The sequence below is a fragment of the Enterococcus sp. DIV2419 genome, from assembly GCF_051711865.1.
GTDB lineage: Bacteria > Bacillota > Bacilli > Lactobacillales > Enterococcaceae > Enterococcus > Enterococcus faecalis.
In genome coordinates this window covers 2,479,700-2,499,316 of the sequence record NZ_JBIONS010000001.1, presented here as the reverse complement: position 1 = coordinate 2,499,316, position 19,617 = coordinate 2,479,700, and the positions used below count along the sequence as shown (strand labels likewise).

Annotated in this window: 19 protein-coding genes; 14 read left to right on the top strand and 5 right to left on the bottom strand. The window is 37.9% G+C overall.

Annotated features, from left to right (window positions below; all coding sequences use genetic code 11):
* Position 1: 1 nt before the first annotated feature.
* Genes IGI97_RS11715 through IGI97_RS11705 form a run of 3 tightly spaced genes read left to right on the top strand, consistent with a single transcriptional unit; the run spans position 2 to position 4,886 of the window.
* Positions 2-1,237 carry a metallophosphoesterase gene (locus IGI97_RS11715; RefSeq protein ID WP_438738689.1) on the top strand — a complete coding sequence of 412 codons (1,236 nt, stop codon included), beginning with the start codon at positions 2-4 and terminating at the stop codon, positions 1,235-1,237.
* Complete coding sequence (locus tag IGI97_RS11710; protein ID WP_438738687.1) at positions 1,234-3,945, top strand: ATP-binding protein; 2,712 nt, start codon at positions 1,234-1,236, stop codon at positions 3,943-3,945. The genes IGI97_RS11715 and IGI97_RS11710 overlap by 4 nt, the downstream gene beginning before the upstream one ends.
* Positions 3,942-4,886, top strand: a complete 945-nt coding sequence (locus IGI97_RS11705; RefSeq protein ID WP_438738685.1) for a 3'-5' exoribonuclease YhaM family protein — start codon at positions 3,942-3,944, stop codon at positions 4,884-4,886. Before IGI97_RS11710 ends, IGI97_RS11705 begins: the two co-directional genes overlap by 4 nt.
* 39 nt (positions 4,887-4,925) lie before the next feature.
* Here IGI97_RS11705 and IGI97_RS11700 read toward each other — a convergent pair whose 3' ends face one another.
* From IGI97_RS11700 to IGI97_RS11690, 3 genes are all read right to left on the bottom strand, one after another.
* Entirely contained in the window at positions 4,926-5,954 is a 1,029-nt protein-coding gene (locus IGI97_RS11700; RefSeq protein ID WP_033594561.1) for a peptidylprolyl isomerase, read from the bottom strand.
* A 163-nt stretch (positions 5,955-6,117) separates the two neighbouring features.
* Positions 6,118-6,462: a YtxH domain-containing protein gene (locus IGI97_RS11695; protein WP_002398135.1), complete on the bottom strand. Its 345-nt coding sequence runs from the start codon at positions 6,460-6,462 to the stop codon at positions 6,118-6,120.
* A complete protein-coding gene (locus tag IGI97_RS11690) occupies positions 6,463-6,888 on the bottom strand; it encodes an HIT family protein (RefSeq protein WP_002398134.1) in 426 nt (141 codons plus the stop codon).
* Positions 6,889-7,103: 215 nt separating this feature from the next.
* Here IGI97_RS11690 and IGI97_RS11685 point away from each other — a divergent pair, with 215 nt between their 5' ends.
* From IGI97_RS11685 to trmB, 4 genes are all read left to right on the top strand, one after another.
* Positions 7,104-7,841: an ABC transporter ATP-binding protein gene (locus tag IGI97_RS11685; RefSeq protein WP_033627612.1), complete on the top strand. Its 738-nt coding sequence runs from the start codon at positions 7,104-7,106 to the stop codon at positions 7,839-7,841.
* A 1-nt stretch (position 7,842) separates the two neighbouring features.
* The gene (locus tag IGI97_RS11680) at positions 7,843-9,054 is read left to right on the top strand and encodes an ABC transporter permease (protein WP_438738682.1); all 1,212 of its coding nucleotides are present in this window, start codon (positions 7,843-7,845) and stop codon (positions 9,052-9,054) included.
* A gap of 128 nt (positions 9,055-9,182) precedes the next feature.
* Positions 9,183-9,962, top strand: coding sequence for a phosphotransferase family protein (locus tag IGI97_RS11675; RefSeq protein ID WP_002355531.1), 780 nt, complete (start codon positions 9,183-9,185; stop codon positions 9,960-9,962).
* A 72-nt stretch (positions 9,963-10,034) separates the two neighbouring features.
* Positions 10,035-10,679: a tRNA (guanosine(46)-N7)-methyltransferase TrmB gene (trmB, locus tag IGI97_RS11670; RefSeq protein ID WP_002355532.1), complete on the top strand. Its 645-nt coding sequence runs from the start codon at positions 10,035-10,037 to the stop codon at positions 10,677-10,679.
* 59 nt (positions 10,680-10,738) lie between these two features.
* Here trmB and IGI97_RS11665 read toward each other — a convergent pair whose 3' ends face one another.
* Positions 10,739-11,485 (bottom strand): MurR/RpiR family transcriptional regulator, encoded by a 747-nt coding sequence (locus IGI97_RS11665; RefSeq protein WP_002363162.1) that lies wholly within the window; start codon positions 11,483-11,485, stop codon positions 10,739-10,741.
* Between the two features lie 178 nt (positions 11,486-11,663).
* On the opposite strand from IGI97_RS11665, the gene pfkB reads away from it, so the two are divergent.
* The 5 genes from pfkB to bph all read left to right on the top strand — a co-directional run bounded on the left by pfkB (position 11,664) and on the right by bph (position 16,197).
* Positions 11,664-12,590, top strand: coding sequence for a 1-phosphofructokinase (pfkB, locus tag IGI97_RS11660; RefSeq protein WP_002355534.1), 927 nt, complete (start codon positions 11,664-11,666; stop codon positions 12,588-12,590).
* A 4-nt stretch (positions 12,591-12,594) separates the two neighbouring features.
* Complete coding sequence (locus IGI97_RS11655; protein ID WP_002355535.1) at positions 12,595-14,013, top strand: PTS fructose transporter subunit IIC; 1,419 nt, start codon at positions 12,595-12,597, stop codon at positions 14,011-14,013.
* 26 nt (positions 14,014-14,039) lie between these two features.
* The gene (locus IGI97_RS11650; protein WP_002358680.1) at positions 14,040-14,501 is read left to right on the top strand and encodes a fructose PTS transporter subunit IIA; all 462 of its coding nucleotides are present in this window, start codon (positions 14,040-14,042) and stop codon (positions 14,499-14,501) included.
* A complete protein-coding gene (gene lacD, locus IGI97_RS11645) occupies positions 14,498-15,475 on the top strand; it encodes a tagatose-bisphosphate aldolase (protein ID WP_002371479.1) in 978 nt (325 codons plus the stop codon). The genes IGI97_RS11650 and lacD overlap by 4 nt, the downstream gene beginning before the upstream one ends.
* A 188-nt stretch (positions 15,476-15,663) precedes the next feature.
* A complete protein-coding gene (gene bph, locus IGI97_RS11640) occupies positions 15,664-16,197 on the top strand; it encodes a biofilm phosphatase Bph (protein ID WP_002355538.1) in 534 nt (177 codons plus the stop codon).
* An 87-nt stretch (positions 16,198-16,284) separates the two neighbouring features.
* On the opposite strand, the gene IGI97_RS11635 is transcribed toward bph, so the two are convergent.
* Positions 16,285-16,716, bottom strand: coding sequence for a GNAT family N-acetyltransferase (locus IGI97_RS11635; protein ID WP_002355539.1), 432 nt, complete (start codon positions 16,714-16,716; stop codon positions 16,285-16,287).
* 75 nt (positions 16,717-16,791) lie between these two features.
* On the opposite strand from IGI97_RS11635, the gene IGI97_RS11630 reads away from it, so the two are divergent.
* On the top strand, positions 16,792-18,006 hold the full coding sequence (locus IGI97_RS11630) for an AI-2E family transporter (RefSeq protein WP_002384914.1): 1,215 nt from the start codon (positions 16,792-16,794) through the stop codon (positions 18,004-18,006).
* Positions 18,007-18,180: 174 nt separating this feature from the next.
* Positions 18,181-19,560, top strand: a complete 1,380-nt coding sequence (locus tag IGI97_RS11625; RefSeq protein WP_002363168.1) for a hemolysin family protein — start codon at positions 18,181-18,183, stop codon at positions 19,558-19,560.
* Positions 19,561-19,617 lie beyond the last annotated feature (57 nt).

The window sequence follows — 19,617 nt, the reverse complement described above, 5'->3', positions numbered from 1 at the left end:
GATGAAACTATTGCATACAGCTGATTTACACATGGATCGGTCTTTTGAAGGGTTAACTGGGATCCCGACAGCCTTAGCGAAGCGCTTAAGAGAAGCTAATCAACAATTGTTAATGAACATCGTAACAGTTGCCATTCGAGAAGCGGTGGACTTGGTTATTTTTGCAGGAGATACGTTTCATCAAAGTCAGACCTCTATTTCAATGCAAGCCCAATTGATGGCTGCATTAGAACAGTTGAAACAAGCAGAAATCCCTGTGATTCTAACATTTGGGAATCATGATTACTATAAAAAAGACCGCTATTGGTTTTCTTTTCCAGACAATGTCTTTTTATTTGAAAAAGAAATGGTTGAGACACTGTATTTTGAAACGAAAGCGGGCGAACAAGTGGCTGTTTCAGGGTTTAGTTATGAGCATCCCTGGATTGATGAAAATAAAGCACTAGAATTTCCTATCAAACAAGCAGAATCTGATATTCATATTGGGATTTATCATGGAGACACCAGTCGGAAAGCGCAACAAAATTATGCTCCGTTTACATGGAAGGATTTAAAAGCCACTGGCTATAATTATTGGGCATTGGGCCACATTCATCAGCCGCAAATTGTTAGTGAACAACCGCTAATTGTTTATCCTGGAACACCTCAAGGACACACGAAAAAAGAACAGTCTTTACAAGGGGTTGCAGTGGTCACACTTTCCCAAAATCAAGCGACTGTTCAATTTGAAAAAGTCGCAGAAATAGATTGGACGAATGAAGAAGTATCTCTTGCGCAATGCCGTGACACCCAAAGCGTTTTGTCTTATCTTGAAACCAGTTTGCTGACGAAGTGGCATGCGCATCAGCAACAGCAATTGATGGCGTTGACACTGAAAGAAACGCAACATTTGGATGTGACCGTGGTGCAAGCCATTGTCAATGGTGAACTATTAAGCTACTTACAGCAGCAGCTTTTACAAAAAACGCAAGGTGATTTTTTTGTTTATCGCCTAATACTGCAAGCAGAGGAACCAACGAAAGAACCGATCTATTTAGCCGCTAGTCCCAACTTATTAACGGCATTAGAAAAAACATACTTAGAGCCAGTTATTTTTGAAGATACCACCAAGGAATTGTTACGTTATCCAGAATTTGCTGGAATTTTTTCAATGGATGAGCAGTGGCGATTAGAGAGCTTGCGCCTAGCACATGAGCAAATTAATGAAGACTTTACTATTCAGGAGGACCCACTATGAAATTACTCGCAGTAGAGATTGTGGGCTTTGGAAAATGGCAACAACAGAAAATTACATTTGAATCTGGTAATCAATTGCTGTACGGCGCAAATGAAGTTGGCAAGTCCACATTGTATCAATTCATTCAAGCAATGCTGTTTGGGTTTCCCACAAAGGGCAAAAGAAAACGCGATTACGCACCTAAAAATGGTGGCTCGTATGGTGGTCGTTTGTGGTTGGCACATCCTGTGTTTGGGGAAATTCAAGTCGAGCGTTTTAAAGAAAAAAATAAAGGGCAAGCAATCATTTATTATCAACAACAAATGGGGGATGAGAAAACCTTACAGCAAATGTTACATCCGCTAACGAAAAAGTTATTTCAAGAGGTTTTTACTTTCCAACAAGAACAATTAATTACGAGTGACAAGTTGACAGAAGAGGAACTGCAAACATCCTTGTTAGCCATTGGTGTTTCTGGTAGTCAACAACTTTTGACTTACCGAAATGCGTACTTTAAAGAAGCACAAAAAATCTTTAAAGGTAAAGGACAGCAGCCATTACTCAATCAGAAGTTGGCGGCTTATCAAGAACTAAAAGAGCAAATTCAAGAGAAAGAAGCGCAGCAACAAACTTTTCAACAATTAGAAGAAACGATTCGCGAAACAGAACAACAGCGCGTGACACTGCAACAGCAATTAAAAGAAACGCAACAGGACTTGTTACAGGTTGCGGAACAGCAACGTCACTTTCCCTTGTACGAAGAATGGCAGTCGCTACCTGAAGAAACAGAGAACGTTGTTTTAGTAAAAGAAGACCAAGTTCAATTAGAAGAAACCTTTCAAGAATATATGTACCTAGATAAAGAACGACAACGTTTGACCAAAGAGTTATCTCTTCAGTCAGAAGCGCTCGATGTTCCAGAAGGCTATGCTTTTTACCTAGAACAAGAAGCATTGATTCAACAATTGTTGAATCAACGCTATGATATGCAACAATTGATGACGGAATCGGAATGGATGACCCAAACCTTTGAGCAAAATCGTCAAGAAATGGTCCTTTTAGAGAACGAATGGTCATGGTCGCCTGAACGACCACCACAGCTTTTTTATGACAACGAAACCGTTCAAAAGTGGCGCCAACAACAAGTTGCGTATACGCAAGCTCTTCAAAAAGGACAAGAACAGAAAGCATTCTTGGCTTCTCAAATTGAAAATCTGGAAGACCAGTTAACGGATTTTGAAAAAGCGCATGCCGCATTTTTTGGTGAAGCGACGCGTGCCCAAAAAGCGCAGAAAACAAGTCAACCACTTTGGTTATTGCTAGGAAGTATCCTTGCATTACTCGGTTTCTTTTTGCCAAGCCCTTTAAAATGGGGCCTAGTTCTCGTGGGAGTTAGTTTTATCGCGAAAGAAGTGCTTAGCTACGCTACTAGAAAAGAAGCTTCCTCTGATGAAGTGAAAGAAGAGTGGCAGACAAAACTTTCGCAACTAGATTATTTAAATGAACAGTTCCAACAAGCGCTGAATCAAGAACGTGAGGTACAACTGCAAGTGGAACAACTTGAACAAGCAGTAGCGGAGCAAGCCCAACTCCATCAATTAGGAAAAATGCAACAAATTGATACTTTAATGAATCAGCGGGAATTGATTACGCGCTATTTATTGCTTGTTCAAACAAATGAAGAACTCAGGAGTCAATTGAAGGAAAATCAACAAAAACGCCAAGTATTTGAAGAACAAATCTTCCCATTGATGACGCATTTACCCTTGCAAGGAAAGAGCCTTTCCGAAAAGTTACACTTTTTAGAAGGATTTGCTGAAGAAATGGAGAAAGTTCGCTTTGCTCAGGAGTATCAAGCAGATGGCTATCTCAAACAGCAGTTACGAGAGTTGAAAATTAAACAGCAAGAAGCATTAACACGAATTCAGCCTTTACTAATTCGTTATCGGATTCTATCAATCGCTGATGTTCCAAGTAGGATTCAACAGCTGACCACTCAGCAAGCTCAAGTTGGTCGTGGGCAAGAATTAGCGACACAATTAGGCAATCTGTTTCCAGAAGCGGTAACAGAAGCAATGTTAAAAGACCGTTCTTTACAACTGGCGCAGCAACAAGCACTGGAAGAAAGCCAGTTAGATAAAATACAAGAGCAGTATCAAGCGTTGATTTATGAAAAACAACAATTAATGACGGATGGTACCTTAGATGAGTTGTATCAACGACAAGCAATTTTAAAAGCGGAAATCAAAGAACTAGCTCAACGTTGGTCTGGGTATCAACTGGCGGGGCAACTGCTAATGGACCTATTAACAGAGCTTTCGGAACAACAATTGCCCAGCTTATTACAGTATGCATCAAGCTACTTTGCACTTTTAACAAATCAGCGTTATCAATCAATCCAAGTAGCCGAAGGTCAACTAGTTGCGGTGACGAAAGAACAAGAAATGTTTTATTTACATGAATTATCAACTGGCACTAAAGATCAATTGATGATGGCTGTTCGTTTTGCCTTTTTAGCAGTCCAAGGCGAGCAACTGATTTGTCCAATTATCATTGATGATGGCTGGTTACACTATGATCATCAAAGAAAAGCCCAATTAGCTGAATTATTTACTAAGTTTGGTCAAAAACAGCAAGTCATTTGTTTTTCTTCTGACCAAGAAATGGTAAGCTATTATCAGGACTTACAACAAAGAGTAATTGCGTTAGAAGGAGGAAGCGTCAAGTGAAAAAATTACGTGAATTAACAGTAGAAGAACTTTTTGAATCATTTGTTCTAATTAAAAATGCCGATGTGCGTGTAGCTAAAAATGGAAAAAAGTTTATTGCCTTTACCTTTCAAGACACATCTGGCACGATTGACGGAAAATATTGGGACGCCTCTGAGGATGAAATTACACGATTTACTGCGGGAAACGTTGTTTTACTGAATGGGAAACGAGAAGTTTATCAAAACAAACCCCAAGTAAAAATTTTACACATGCGTTTAGCGACAGCAGAGGAACCAAGCCAGCCAAGTTTATATATGGAACGAGCGCCTTTGAAAAAAGAAGAGATGGTCAAGGAAATCAATCAAGTGATTTTTGAGATTACCAATGCTCATTGGAATCGTATTGTGCGCTATCTCATGACGAAATACCAACAAGAATTTTATGAATTTCCTGCAGCCAAACGGAACCATCATGCTTTTGCGAATGGCTTAGCTTACCACACTGTCTCAATGTTGCGCCTAGGCAAAGCAATTGCTAAGGAATATCCTGAAATTAACACGTCACTATTATACGCGGGGATTATTTTACATGACTTAGGAAAAGTTTTAGAACTATCTGGTGCTATTACGACAGAATATACGGTGGCAGGGAACTTAATTGGTCATTTAGTTTTGGTGGATGAGGAAATTACCAAGGCGTGTTTGGCTTTGAAAATTGATGATCGAGAAGAAGACGTTGTCGTTCTTCGGCACATGGTCTTAGCCCACCATGGATTGTTGGAATATGGCTCACCTGTGCGACCAAGAATTATGGAAGCGGAAATCTTACATCAAATTGATACCATGGATGCGTCCATTCAAATGATGCTAGGGGCAATTCGTCAAACACAGCCTGGGGAGTATACGGAACGAATCTTTGGTTTAGATAACCGCAGTTTCTATGTGCCAAAAGATAAATAAAAAAAGGGAGTGGTCAATCGACCACTCTCTTTTTTATGCTTATTTAGAAGAAGATTCTGTTGTTTTGCTTGAAGAATCTGTTGCTTTTTCAGAGTCGCTTGTTTTGGTATCGCTTGTTTTAGAATCACTTGATTTTGATTCTTTTTTCTCTGAAGAAGCGCTTGAAGATTCAGTTTGCATGTAGCCTGCTAAAGCGTTCTTGAAGGCATCATCTTTAATTTTCACATTGGCCGCTTTTAATTCGTCACTAATGACTTTTGCTTGGAATGTTTGATCGGCTAATTTTGTCTCTTCAGCAATTTTCTTGATCTCTTTTTCATAAGGTTTCATGTCATTGCCTTTTGCTTTGTTTTTCGTCATTTTCACTACATAGTAAGTTGTTTGGTACGTTTGTGCGTTTGTTGCAGCAATTGGTTCTGATACTTCGCCATCTTTTAGTTTGAAGGCAGCTTCTTTAACTTCGGCAGGAACAGTTGTTGATTGTGAATCAAATTTAATTTTACCGCCGTCTTTTTTCGTTGCAGCATCGGTTGATTTGTCTTTGGCAATTTTTGCGAAATCGCCGCCGTCAGTGATTTCTTTCTTGACAGCTTTTGCATCATCTTCTGAAGCAACTTGGATAATTTGTGCTTCTACTTCTGGATGGAAGCTTGCCCAAGCTGTTTTTAAGTCTTCATCTGTAATTTTCAAATGATCTTTCAAACCTACTTGCATTGCTTCGGCTTGTTTTAATTGTTTCTTGAATGATTTTTCAGTTAAACCAGCTTGTGTTAGTGCATCAGAGAATTTTCCGCCTTGCGCTTCCACTTGTTTTTTAGCGTCATCAAATTTCTTTTGAATGGCTTTGTCAGTTACTTTGTCGCCATATTTTTCTTCAAAGACTTTATAAATAACCATTTGGCTAAACGCTTGTTGGCTCGTACTTTGTTCTTTAATTTGGTTATAAAAATCATCAACAGTAATTGTTGAACCTTTCATTGTTGCGATATCTTTTGAACCGCTTGAACACGCTGCTAAACTAAAAACGGCCATTGCGCCCGCTGCAGCTAAGATTAGTTTTTTCTTCATTCTCTTATGCACTCCTGTTTTTTTTAGTTTTATTTCTGTTATAACTATACCATACCTCATTTTGAAAAAGAAAGAGTCTCAGGCATAGTTTCAAACAAAATTCGTATTTACGTCACACTTTTTATTTTTTTAATAACAAAAGAAATAATTAACATCAAAGACTTTACTTTTGCTTGTTGGTTTGTGTGTCAGGTAATTCAGCTGTAATTTTGGCAATTTGTTCTTTAATTTGAGCAATCCGAGGTTCCGCTTGGAATTTGAAATCAGTGATTTCTTGTTGCAGGTCTTTTGAAAATTCAGTTGCCAGTGGAACGTTTTCTTCGACAACTCCCAAGTTTCGTTGCACCTGATCCCAGTCATTCGTGACTTGATTTTTCAGTGAACGATAGTCCTCTAGCTCATTGATTAAATGCTGACGTGTTTCTTTCCCGCTTCTTGGAGCAGCCAACAAACCGCCAATGGTACCGGCAGCTGCGCCAAAAAAGAGGCCTTTAATAAATTTTTTCATTTAGTTCACCTGCTTTGCAATGGTCTCAGCAATTTCTTGCATCGCTTCGGCGGAATAGTCCTCTTGATGGTTGCCAAAATGAATAGAGAAATCATCTTCTTTTGAATAACGGGGAATCAAATGAACGTGGGAATGGAAAACGGATTGATAAGCCACTTCCTTATTGTTATTTAAAATGTTTAATCCTTCCATTTCTGGAAAAGCTTTTTCTAATGCTCGTGCTACTTTAGGAATACGAGCAAAGACGTCACTTGCTAAAAGGTCATTATATTCAAAAATATCAGCAACGTGTTGTTTTGGAATCATTAAGGTATGTCCTTTGGTCACTTGTGTGATGTCTAAAAACGCGTAGACTTTCTCGTCTTCATAGACTTTATAACTTGGGATTTCGCCGTTGATAATTTTACAAAAAATACAATCATTCATGAAAAATTCCTCTTTTCTCTAGGTTCTTTCCTTTACTTTACCACAAGTTGATTTCTCTGTGGATGAAAAAGTACGTGAGTTCGCTAAAAAGTTCGTTTCATTTCGTGTATAATAAGAGAAAGAAAAAAATCCATTTAATTAAGGGAGTAATTTTTGAATTCTTGGTTCGCTTAGGGTTTAATAATGGTAGAGAGAAAAGGTTGGAGGCAAAAGAAATGAGCTTAACAATTGAACATTTAACAGGAGGTTACGGCCATATTCCTGTCTTAAAAGATATTAATTTTGACGTCAAGTCTGGTGAAATGGTTGGTTTGATCGGCTTGAATGGTGCGGGGAAAAGTACCACCATCAAAAATATTATTGGGTTACTTACGCCGCAAAAAGGCAAAATTATGATTGACGGGGAAACATTGCAGCAAGCCCCTGAAGAATATCGTAAAAAAATCGGCTATATTCCGGAAACACCTTCTTTATATGAAGAATTAACATTGAAAGAGCATATCGAAGTAACGGCCTTGGCTTATGATATTTCATTAGAAGAAGCATTCAAACGAGCGGAACCATTACTAAAAACGTTCCGCTTAGACAATAAATTGGAATGGTTTCCTGCTAATTTTTCAAAAGGCATGAAACAAAAAGTCATGGTACTTTGTGCATTCTTAATTGAACCGAGTTTATATATTATTGATGAACCTTTTCTAGGCTTAGATCCTTTAGCAATTCATGCTTTATTAGAATTAATGGATACGATGCGTAAGCAAGGGGCAGCGATTTTAATGTCCACGCATATTTTAGCAACAGCTGAAAAATATTGTGATCGTTTTGTGGTGCTACACGAAGGGAAATTACGGGCAAACGGTACAATGGCTGAATTACGTGCAGAATTTAATTTACCAGAGTCTTCTTTAGATGATATTTATCTTGCCTTGACGAAGGAAGAAAAGGTGGGGTAACATGGGCGAATTTTTTAGTCAACGTTTGTCACGGCATTTCAAAAAAATGTCCAAGTACTTGCGCTATATTTTAAATGATCATTTTGTTTTAGTCTGTATGTTTTTATTAGGCGGATTAGGTCTGTACTATTCCCAGTTGTTAAAAGAATTACCTCGTGATTTTGTTTGGGGCAGACCGTTAATTCTATTGGGCTGGCTGCTACTCATTCAAGTTGGTAAGTTGGCTACTCTGACAGAAGAGCCAGACAAGGTGTTTTTATTACCAAAAGAAAAACAATTCGCTGCTTATCTGAAACGAGCGCTGCGCTACTCTTTACTTTTACCGATTGTAGTCAGCTTTCTAGGAAGTGGCCTATTGATGCCGTTGATTGTAGTCACAACAGGTTGGTCGTTTCAAACCTTCTTTTTATTTTTGGTCATGCTAGTTTGTATGATTTATACACAACTTAGTTTACAAAGCTATGGGCTCTATCATCTTTCGTCAACCACTTACCGTAGTTGGTGGTTTGTTTGGTTGATCAGTAGTCTCTTGATTATGACGGGAGCTATTTACTGGACGCCTTGGGTTGGTGTGATTGGTGGCATCATTCTGGCCGTTTGTTTATCGAGTATTTGGCAAAATAAGATGAAACAGAGTTTCTTGGATTGGGAAAAAATGATCCAAAAAGAACAAAACAGAATGCATAGAATTTATAAATTCATTCAGCTGTTTACAGATATTCCTGAAGTGAGTAGTACAGTGAAACGCCGTAAATACTTAGATCCTCTCCTCGGAGTAGTCAAAAAAACATCTGAGAACACGTATGCTTACTTATTCATTCGGAGCTTTTTACGAGGTAGCGAATATAGCGGCTTATTGTTTCGTTTGATTTTGGTTGGTGGCGTGCTACTCTTCTTTTTACAAGAATTCTGGATTGCGTTGGTAGTTGCTTTATTGTTTGTCTATTTAATCGGGTTCCAGTTGATTCCCATGTACACGCAATTTGATTATATGGTGATGACACAGCTATATCCAATTTCAATAGAAAAAAAACAAGCAGCGATTCGCCGGTTAATTGGTGGCGCATTATCTGTTGCGGCCATTATTTTTAGTGGGATTGTCTGCCTTCGTTTAGGCAATTTGCAAAATAGCTTGATCATTCTGGGTGCCTTAATTGTAGAAGTTGTGATTTTCACTAAAATGTATGTTCCAATGCGCTTGAATAAGTTATAAAGATGAGAAAACCCAGCAAAATTTACAAAAGAACCACATAGAAGCTTGACGAAGCAAGGTTTGGCGACTAAAATGGTAATTGCTGTAAAAATTGCAATAAAATTGTGTTGAGATAGGAGATAATTTCCATGGAATTTCAGTTGGATAAAGACTGGCGTCTGCAGCCGATAAAGGGCGCAACTGGTCAAACATACATGGGAATAAAAGAAACAGAGAAAGTGTTCATTAAACGAAACACTTCTCCACTTCTTGCAGCATTGTCTAAAGAAGGGTTAGCCCCGAAGATGATTTGGACAAAGCGGACAGCGAATGGCGACGTACTAACAGCCCAAGAATGGCTGGAAGGACGTTTATTACATGCGGACGAAATTGGCAAACGCAATGACGTGATTGACGTGTTATACCAATTGCATCATTCCAATTTGCTGAAAGACATGTTGAAAAAAATTGGTGGCGAAGTTTGTACCCCGCTAACAATGTTGAAAGAGTATAAGCGTCAACTACCTAAAGAATTAAAACGAAACAGTTATTTAAAAGAAGTAATCACTTATTTATATAATCATTTACCAGAATATCCAGAAACTAGTTATGTAGCTGTTCACGGCGATGTGAATCATCGGAATTGGTTAGTCTCGAATAATTATCTCTATTTAGTAGATTGGGATTCTGTGATGGTCGCGGACCCAGCGGTAGATTTAGGAATGATTTTGAGTCATTATGTCCCTCGTTCCGGTTGGAATCAATGGTTACTATCTTATGGTTTAATTCCTAATGAAAGTACGGTTCAACGAATTTATTGGTATGGTTTATTTAGCTTTTTACAAGAGATTGTTCGTCATCACCAAGAGGGCGAAAGAAGAGCAATGACTGCAGAAATTTTACAATTAAAACGAATGTTTAGTAGTTAAACTAATTCATTTAACATCCACACAGGCTGGCGAATTTCACCAGTCTGTTTTTAAAAGAAAGGAATTTTAAATATGCGTGTAAGAAATAGACCCGGAGCAGCAGAATATATGGCAAAATATCCACAATATGTGGTAGAAGGTCCTGAAAAATGGCAAGGGAAATGGCAAGAACGTTTTGGCAATAATCATCCCATCCACATTGAAATTGGTTCAGGTAAAGGTCGTTTTATTTATGAAATGGCTAAAGCACATCCTGAAATTAATTATATTGGTATCGATATGCAATTAAGTATTTTATCGATTGCATTAGATAAGCTAGTGGCCGAGCCGTTACCTAATCTACAATTATTGCGCGTAGACGGCGAAGCATTAACAGAATATTTTGCTGAAAATGAAGTAGATTTAATCTATTTAAATTTTTCAGATCCTTGGCCAAAGAAAAAACATGAAAAACGTCGTTTAACGTATAAAAACTTTTTAGCGACAGATGAGATTATTTTAAAACCGAATGGAGAAATTCATTTTAAAACGGATAATCAAGGGCTCTTCGAATACTCATTAAGTAGCTTTTCTAAATATGGCATGATTATTGAACGTGTGTGGCTAGATTTGCATAATAGCGAGTTTGAAGGCAACATTATGACAGAATACGAAGAAAAATTTTCTAGTCGTGGTCAACGAATTTATCGAGTAGAAGCACGTTTTGTTGCAAAATAAAAACAAGCATTCCTTTATTTTAAGTGAAGGAATGCTTGTTTTTTATTATTTAAGAAAGCCTAAGTTGTCGTTCTTAAAGCATAGGCGTCCAATAAAATTCTTGCCAGAATGGATAGTGGTAATCGTGAACGCACTTCATAATCGGGGAAAAAGGAGCCTTCTGATTTGAAACCTACGAACGGAATTTCAATGTATTTCATTAAACTAGAGTGTTTGCTTGCAGTTAAAAGGATAGTCCCAATTTCTGAGTCGTAACAGTTTTTACCAGCGACAACTAATTCTTGGGTTTCTCCGTTTAAAGAAACAAAAAGAGCCACATCTTTTTTTGATAACTTTTTACTAATATTTTTAATAATTTCTGGGTCCGTATGCAGTTCACAGTATTTGCCAGCCAATTGAAACTTAACCATCATTTCCTGAGCAATTAATTCTGAAAAACCTCTAGCAAAGATAATAATCCGTCGAGAAGCCTTGATTTTTTGGATCGCATCTTCGATATTACCAATTTCAATCATGTTAATCGTGCGAGTTACTTCTTCTTCATTCTTTAAAATGGCCGTCCGAATTCCTCGGTCTACTTTTTCTAATGCTGAAAAATTTATATTTTGGTTTTCTTTATCTTTCAAGTGATGCTTGAAAGATGTGAAACCTTCATAGCCTTTCTTTTTCATGGTTCTTACAATCGTCGCAGTTGATACGTTGGCTCGTTCGCTTAATTTTACAATGGAATAATCAGGGATTTCTAAAATATGTGTTTCGATAAAATGCCAGAGATATTGCTCTGACTCACTCAATTTTTGTTCCATAATGGCTAGCCCTTCTTTCTTTCACTAAAAAAACATTTATAAGCCTATTTTTAATGAAAAAAAATAAAAAAGCTAGAGAAATTATGAAATTGTAAATGTTTTCTATATTTTTGCGAAAGAATGAAAACCTTTACATGGTATTTTGAGACATAATAAAGAGGAGAAAGGAGGAACTACAGTGACCATTTATACATGTACATTAAATTTAGCCATTGATTTATTTATCGAAACAGAAGAGCTAGTTCCTTTTGTCGTGAATCGCACGAAGGAAGATGATATTCAAGCAAACGGGAAAGGAGTCAATGTTTCCCTAATTTTAAAGATGTTAGGGATTGATAATACCGCTTTGGGAGTCAAAGCTGGTTTCACTGGGAACTATGTCGAGGATTATTTAAAAGAAAAAGAGATAACCACTGATTTTATCGAAGTCGCTGGCACAACGAGAATCAATGTGTTTACAAAAGTTACCCAAGATCAAAAGGAATACAAATTAGTCAATAAAGGACCAAAATTATCTGAAGAACATGTACAACGTTTTTTGAAAAAAATTTCAGAGTTACGTAAAGGGGATTATTTGTGCGTATCAGGAAGTTTACCACAAGGGGTTTCGCCAAGTATTTTGATTGAAATTAGCCGAATTTGTTTTGAAAAGCAGGTGTTCTTAATTTTAGACAGTAGTTATGAAGAAATTTTAGATTGTTTGCCTTATCAACCATTTTTATTGAAACCAAATGAAGAAGAACTTCAAGAGTGGTTTCATACAGAAGTGCAGACTAAGGACGATTACATTTTTTACGGACAAGAATTACTGAAGCGGGGAGCCAAAAATATTTTACTTTCTTTAGGTAGTGAAGGGGCTTTATTTATGAATAATGAAAAGGTTCTTTCAGGTAATTCACCAACTGGAATGGTTGTGAATACAGCTTGTTCAGGGGATGCAATGTTAGGTACCTTTTTAGCTGGTTGGCATCAAGGACTTTCATTGGAAAAAAATTTGAAAAGAAGTATTGCAGCAGGTAGTTCAACAGCATTTCGCAAAGGATTGACAGATTTTTCAGATGTTCAGGAGTTAGAGCAACAAATAAAGATTCAAGAGGAGGAATAAACAGATGGCTACGTATCAATTAATAGCTGCTACAGGTTGTCCGACGGGAATAGCGCACACGTATATGGCACAGGAGGCATTGGAACAAGCTGCGAAACGTAAAGGTATTACGATTAAGGTTGAAACACATGGTCAGATTGGTATAGAAAACGAGTTAACACCTGCAGAAATCCAAGGAGCGGAGGCAGTCATTATTGCCGCCGACAAAGACGTTCAAGCAGAACGTTTTGCTGGGAAACGAATCATTGATGTCCCTGTCAGTGTGGGAATTAAAGAAGCAGATCGCTTAATTGAAGAAGCGCTCGCAGGCAAAGGATCGATTGCGGCCGAAAACCAAGCAGTGGATGAACTTGAACAGGAAACACAGATTTCTTCAGGAAATGTTGGACATAGTATTTATAAAAACTTAATGAATGGCGTCTCTCACATGTTGCCGTTTGTAGTAGCAGGCGGCGTTTTAATTGCTCTTTCTTTTGCTATTTGGGGCATTTATTCATTTGATCCAGAAAGTAGTCAGTATAATGCTACCGCTGCTATGTTAAAAAGTATTGGTGATGCCTCAATGGGCATGATGGTGCCAATCTTATCTGCGTATATCGCAGAGGGGATTGCCAAACGACCTGGTTTGGTTGTGGGCTTTGTCGGTGGTTTGATTGCTAACACTGGTGGCACTGGCTTTTTAGGAGGGATATTATCTGGTTTTCTTGCTGGGTATTTCATTCTTTTATTACAAAGAGTATTTAAAGGCTTGCCTAAATCATTAGATGGTTTAAAAGCAATTTTCCTTTATCCAGTCATTGGCGTTGCAGTTATTGGTATCACTATGTCTTTACTAGCAGATCCGATGAAAGCTGTTAACGAAGGAATGATGAGCTTTTTAGCTAGTTTCCAAAACTCCAGTCCGTTGGTTTTAGGAATTATTGTGGGTTGTATGTGTGCCTTTGATATGGGAGGTCCAGTTAATAAAGCGGCCTATGTTACTGGGACGGCACTCTTAGCTCAAGGAAATACTTCTTTTATGGCAGGAGTTTCTGCTGCCTGCATAGCGCCACCTTTAATTACAGGCTTTGCTACATTATTCTTTGGAAAATACTTTGACACAAATGAACGCAATGCGGGGCTAGTGAACTTTATTTTAGGCTCCACACATATTACAGAAGGCGCTATTCCGTTTGCGGCAAAAGACCCCTTGAAGGTTTTACCAATTATGATGCTCGGATCTTCAATTGCGGCAGTCCTAACGTATATGTTTGGGGTACAAGTGCCAGCACCTCATGGAGGATTTCTTGTTCTACCAGTTGTTACTCACGCTGTTCAATGGGTTTTGGCAATTTTAGCTGGTTCATTGGTAGGTGGCTTATTGCTAGGTTTTGTACAAAAAAGTAGAATCGCCAAACAAGAGCAATCGTTATCAAAAAAATGAAATAACAGGAATTAGGAGTGGATGGAATGGCTTTTATTAAAGAAAATCATATTTTTTTAAATCAACAGTTACAAACGCAAGAGGATGTTTTTCACTTTTTAGCAAAAAAATCAACAGAATTGGAAGTTGCTCAGGACGCACAGGAAGTTTTCGATAAACTGAACGAGCGAGAACAAGAAGGAACAACGGGGATGATGAATGGATTTGCGATACCTCATGCAAAAGCAGCAACGATTCAACAAGCGGCCATTATCATCGTTACCTTGGACCAAGGTGTTGAGTGGCAGAGTCTTGACAACCAATTAACGGAGTTTGTGATTGCGCTGTTTATTCCAGATGCCGAAGCTGGCACGACACATTTGAAATTACTCTCTTCTGTTGCGCGCCTCTTATTAAGAGAAGAAGTTACTTCTGGACTGAAACAAGCAAGTTCGCCAGCTGAAATTGCTACGTTACTAAATAATCAATTAGGAGAGGGAACAGAATGAAAAAAATTAGTGAACAAAAACGTAAACATTTAGAAAATCTGGTAGATGATCAAGGGATTATTGGCGCACTAGCCATTGATCAACGTGGGGCCTTAAAACGCATGATGGGAAAATACAAAGAGGTGACTGCGCAAGAAATCAGTGACTTTAAAGTATTAGTATCTCGTTGCTTAACACCAGAGACTTCAGCAATTTTGTTGGATCCAGAATATGGCCTAGCTGCTGCTGAAAATCGAGCACAGACTTCAGGTTTGTTACTTGCGTATGAAAAAACGGGCTACGATGCTTCGACACCAGGACGGTTACCCGATAGTCTTGATGTTTGGTCGGTTAAGCGTTTAAAAGAAGCGGGCGCAGACGCGTGTAAATTTTTGCTTTACTACGATGTTGACGAAAGTGAAGCAATCAATGAGCGAAAGAAAGCTTATATAGAACGGATTGGTTCAGAGTGTTTAGCCGAAGAAATTCCATTCTTTTTAGAAATTGTCTCTTATGATGCAAACAATTCGGATAGTGCTTCAAAAGAATACGCTAAAGTAAAACCGCACAAAGTAATTGAAGCGATGAAAGAATTTTCAAAGGATCGCTATAATGTTGATGTTTTAAAAGTAGAAGTCCCTGTGAACATGAATTTTGTAGAAGGTTTTGGCACTGAAAGTCTTTATAGCCAAGATGAAGCACAGGCCTTTTTCAACATGCAAAGTGAAGCAACACAACTTCCATTTATTTTCTTGAGTGCAGGGGTTAGTGCTACGATGTTTCAGGAAACATTGAAATTTGCAAAAAAAGCAGGTTCCTCGTTTAATGGAGTCTTATGTGGTCGCGCAACTTGGGCAGACGGCGTGCTTCCATTTGTTCAACAAGGTGCTGAAGCAGCCGTTGCGTGGCTTGAAACAACTGGTAAAACAAATGTTGAAGAATTGAATCAGGTTTTAAGAGAGAGCGCAGTATCAGTCTTTGAAAAAATACAGTAATTAAGCTGAAAATATATACTGAATTTAAACTATTTGGTCATCTGAATTAAATTTTTTCAGAAATCGTCTTCTTTAAGTGAACTCAATGTACGCAAACTCAAAAGATATGATATAATTATTTCGATATCGATGTATGAACACCCAAAAAGTAACATTGCTTTACTTTATTTGGGGAAAGTTGGGGTATTATGGGAATTCCTAAAGAAGGCGAGTTTGTAACCATTCAGAGTTATAAACATGACGGACATTTACATCGAACGTGGCGTGATACGATGGTACTAAAAACGAGCGAGTATTCTTTAATTGGTGTGAACGATCACACGTTAGTAACGGAATCCGACGGACGTCGGTGGGTGACTCGTGAACCAGCCATTGTTTATTTTCACAAGAAATATTGGTTCAATATAATAGCAATGATTAGAGAAAAGGGGGTTTCGTATTACTGCAATCTGGCTTCGCCATATGTTTTAGATGACGAAGCGTTGAAGTATATTGATTATGATTTAGATATCAAGGTTTTTCCAGATGGTGAAAAACGTTTACTAGACGTTGATGAATATGAATTTCATAGCAAACTAATGGATTATCCAGAAGATATTGACTTCATTTTAAAAGAAAATGTCAAGACTTTAGTGGATTGGATTAATAACGAAAAAGGCCCCTTCTCGCCCGAATATGTAGATATCTGGTATCAACGTTATCAACAGCTATCAAAAAAATAGCCGATGTAAACAGCCCACAAAAGGAGCTTGGAGCATTAGCCAAAATGGCTAATGCTCCAAGCTCTAAATTTTCCGATTTAATTGGTGTTATAGTTCTTTATTCATTTCGTAGTGTTCAATGCCAGCATCCATAAAAGGTGCTCCTGTTTTTTGATAACCTAAACGTTCATAGAAGCCTACAGCGGTGACTTGTGCTCCTAGAGTAATCTTGTGGTAGCCTTGTTCTTTGGCAAAATTTTCCGCCGCTTCCATAATCACTCGTCCATAGTCGGCGCCACGGTAAGCTTTTTCAACGGCCATTCGTTGTAATTTCATAACGCCATTTTCTAGTGGAAGCAAGCGACAAGTTGCGACAGCTACATGGTTCGTGTACAAAACAAAGTGAATACAATGTGCTTCATATTCATCGATTTCCATCTCTTCTGGTACCCCTTGTTCCGCTACGAATACGCGTTGACGAAGCCGGACAGCATCTAAATAAAGATCACTCATGGTATCTTTTGTTTGAGCTACATGCATAGAAAAACCCCCAAGTTCAGAATCTGTTTCTATTTTATTATACCACGAAAAAGTTCTAGCAATGAAGTATTCTCAATGACTGAGGGGGGAAGGTGTGATAAAATAAAACAGCAACAATTGAATAAAAATAAAGGAGGAGCCGCTGTGATTAATCGATTTAAAGAATCGAAATTATTTTTCTGGTCAGTTGAATTACTTGTCGTGGCCATGCTATTATTTATTGCTTCGAAAATTAATTTCTTATTTGCACCGATTGGGACATTCTTTTCAACGTTGTTTGCCCCAGTCTTAGTAGCAGGCTTTTTGTATTATTTACTAAATCCTGTGGTCAATCTACTAATGAAGACGAAAATGAAACGAATTTATGCCGTCTTACTGGTATTTTTATTACTAATCATCGCATTAGTTCTGATCTTATTAACAATTATCCCTAAGTTGGCAGATCAGCTAGCTAGTTTAGCATCAAGTATGCCTGATTTCTTTAAACAAGTGGAGACCTGGATTTATGAGATTGCGGAGTTACCTATTTTTAAACAAATTGATTTAACAAGCTATATTGAAAAAATGGATATTTCTTATGCAAATATTATCCAACAATTTTTAAGTAGTTTATCAAGTAGCTTAGGTTCAATCGTATCAACGGTGGCGTCAACCACCATTGTTTTGGTCACTGCGCCATTTATTTTATTTTATATGTTAAAAGATGGAGACAAGCTAGTACCAGCGATTCAACGTTTTTTACCTGAAAAAAGAAAAGATGATATCGTGGATCTTTTAGGACAATTGAACCAAACCTTATCCAGTTATATTAGTGGACAAGCGATTGAATGTTTATTTGTCGGTACATTTACGATTATTGGGTATTCATTGCTTGGCGTTCGTTATGCCTTTTTATTTGGTGTCATTGCCGGCTTTACGAATTTGATTCCCTATCTAGGCCCTTATCTAGGATTAGCGCCTGCTGTCTTAGTGACCATCTTTAATGAACCCGTCAAAGCAGCCTTATGTTGTTTAGTGGTGCTAGTGGTTCAACAATTGGACGGAAATATTATTTATCCAAACGTTATCGGAAAATCTCTAAAAATCCATCCATTAACGATTATTTTAATTTTATTGGTAGCAGGAAATTTAGCAGGTTTGCTAGGTATTTTCCTTGGCGTCCCATTTTACGCAATCTGCCGGACCATTATCTACTATGTTATTGATATGGTCAAAGCGGGTCGTAGTGAAAAAGTTACCAATGCCGTTCTTTTAGGGAATGAAACAAATACGAAAGAAAATAACGGTTAATGATTGAATCCGCTAATCTTTCGTGCTATGATTTTATGGATTAGGATAGAAAATAACCTGTCATAATACTGATTGTGTCTGTTTCTAAGCCTAACCACAAAAAGAGGAAGAACGTTAAAAGAGTACGAAAGTACAGCCTCGGAATTATCAACAATTAAGGAGAGAGAGAACATTATGAATAATGCTGACCCTGAGAGTCAGTCGCTAATTGCGCAACTTCTATTATTAGTCGTGTTGACGTTTATCAATGCCTTTTTGGCAGCGGCGGAAATTGCAGTCGTATCTGTTAACAAGAATCGTGTGGAACAAAAAGCGGAAGACGGCGACGCAAAAGCTCAAAAATTGCTTAAGGTATTGCAAGACCCCAATAACTTTTTATCCACAATCCAAGTAGGGATTACTTTGGTTAATATCCTATCTGGTGCTTCATTAGCAGAGACTTTATCTAGTCGTTTGGCCCCTGTATTAGGTGGCGGCGCCGCAGCTAAGAGTCTTGCCAGTATCATTATCTTAGCATTGTTAACGTACGTTTCTATAGTATTTGGTGAATTATACCCTAAACGAATTGCTATGAACAAATCAGAAGAAGTCGCTCAATTGACTTCTGGTGCAGTCCGCTTTTTAGGAGTTATCGCGCGTCCCTTCGTTTGGTTGCTATCGGCTTCGACCGATTTATTATCCAAAATCACACCAATGACTTTCGATGATGCCGATTCGAAGATGACACGAGATGAAATGCGCTACATGCTTGAAACAGAAGGTGTTTTGGAAAACGAAGAACTAGAAATGCTACAAGGTGTCTTTTCATTAGATACAAAAGTGGCACGAGAAGTAATGGTTCCTCGGACAGACGCATTCATGGTTGACATCCAAGATGATGTCCAAGAAAACATCAATTTAATTTTAGGAGAAAATTATTCTCGGATTCCTGTTTATAGTGAAGACAAAGATAAAATTGTTGGTATTTTACATACCAAAACGTTACTAAAAGCTGCACGTAATTTAGGCTTTGAAAACATTGAATTAGGCGCAATCATCCAAGAACCATTATTTGTCCCAGAAACCATTTTTATTGATGATTTACTTTATGAGTTAAAACGAACACAAAACCAAATGGCGATTTTACTAGATGAATATGGCGGTGTTGTCGGTTTAGCAACACTAGAAGATTTACTAGAAGAAATCGTTGGTGAAATTGACGATGAAACAGATGAAGTAGAAAATTTATATACACAAGTGGCTGACAATGAATATTTGGTTCAAGGACGCATGTTAATTGACGAATTTAATGAAGTATTTGAAACAGATTTACACATGAGCGATGTTGATACAATGGCAGGTTACTTAATTACAGCATTAGGAACCATTCCTGATGAAGGGGAAAAACCTTCTTTTGAAGTGGGCAATATTAAGTTAACTGCTGAAGAAATGGAAGGCACACGTTTGCTAGTCTTACGCGTTCATTTCTACGATGAAGAAACTGTCGATGAAGAACCAGAAGAAAATCGTCGTTTTTTCCGTAAAGAAATGGAAGATGACGAACCAAGACGTTAAAAATAACCTGTGACATCAGTCGTTTTGACTAATGTCGCAGGTTTTCCTTTTAAAAAA

What these genes read in the sequence shown, in the direction of transcription:
- IGI97_RS11715 (WP_438738689.1), top strand. Translation starts at nt 2, where the DNA reads ATGAAACTATTGCATACAGCTGATTTACACATGGATCGGTCTTTTGAA.
- IGI97_RS11710 (WP_438738687.1), top strand. Translation starts at nt 1,234, where the DNA reads ATGAAATTACTCGCAGTAGAGATTGTGGGCTTTGGAAAATGGCAACAA.
- IGI97_RS11700 (WP_033594561.1), bottom strand. Translation starts at nt 5,954, where the DNA reads ATGAAGAAAAAACTAATCTTAGCTGCAGCGGGCGCAATGGCCGTTTTT.
- IGI97_RS11695 (WP_002398135.1), bottom strand. Translation starts at nt 6,462, where the DNA reads ATGAAAAAATTTATTAAAGGCCTCTTTTTTGGCGCAGCTGCCGGTACC.
- IGI97_RS11690 (WP_002398134.1), bottom strand. Translation starts at nt 6,888, where the DNA reads ATGAATGATTGTATTTTTTGTAAAATTATCAACGGCGAAATCCCAAGT.
- IGI97_RS11685 (WP_033627612.1), top strand. Translation starts at nt 7,104, where the DNA reads ATGAGCTTAACAATTGAACATTTAACAGGAGGTTACGGCCATATTCCT.
- IGI97_RS11680 (WP_438738682.1), top strand. Translation starts at nt 7,843, where the DNA reads ATGGGCGAATTTTTTAGTCAACGTTTGTCACGGCATTTCAAAAAAATG.
- IGI97_RS11675 (WP_002355531.1), top strand. Translation starts at nt 9,183, where the DNA reads ATGGAATTTCAGTTGGATAAAGACTGGCGTCTGCAGCCGATAAAGGGC.
- trmB (WP_002355532.1), top strand. Translation starts at nt 10,035, where the DNA reads ATGCGTGTAAGAAATAGACCCGGAGCAGCAGAATATATGGCAAAATAT.
- IGI97_RS11665 (WP_002363162.1), bottom strand. Translation starts at nt 11,485, where the DNA reads ATGGAACAAAAATTGAGTGAGTCAGAGCAATATCTCTGGCATTTTATC.
- IGI97_RS11655 (WP_002355535.1), top strand. Translation starts at nt 12,595, where the DNA reads ATGGCTACGTATCAATTAATAGCTGCTACAGGTTGTCCGACGGGAATA.
- IGI97_RS11650 (WP_002358680.1), top strand. Translation starts at nt 14,040, where the DNA reads ATGGCTTTTATTAAAGAAAATCATATTTTTTTAAATCAACAGTTACAA.
- lacD (WP_002371479.1), top strand. Translation starts at nt 14,498, where the DNA reads ATGAAAAAAATTAGTGAACAAAAACGTAAACATTTAGAAAATCTGGTA.
- bph (WP_002355538.1), top strand. Translation starts at nt 15,664, where the DNA reads ATGGGAATTCCTAAAGAAGGCGAGTTTGTAACCATTCAGAGTTATAAA.
- IGI97_RS11635 (WP_002355539.1), bottom strand. Translation starts at nt 16,716, where the DNA reads ATGCATGTAGCTCAAACAAAAGATACCATGAGTGATCTTTATTTAGAT.
- IGI97_RS11630 (WP_002384914.1), top strand. Translation starts at nt 16,792, where the DNA reads ATGACTGAGGGGGGAAGGTGTGATAAAATAAAACAGCAACAATTGAAT.
- IGI97_RS11625 (WP_002363168.1), top strand. Translation starts at nt 18,181, where the DNA reads ATGAATAATGCTGACCCTGAGAGTCAGTCGCTAATTGCGCAACTTCTA.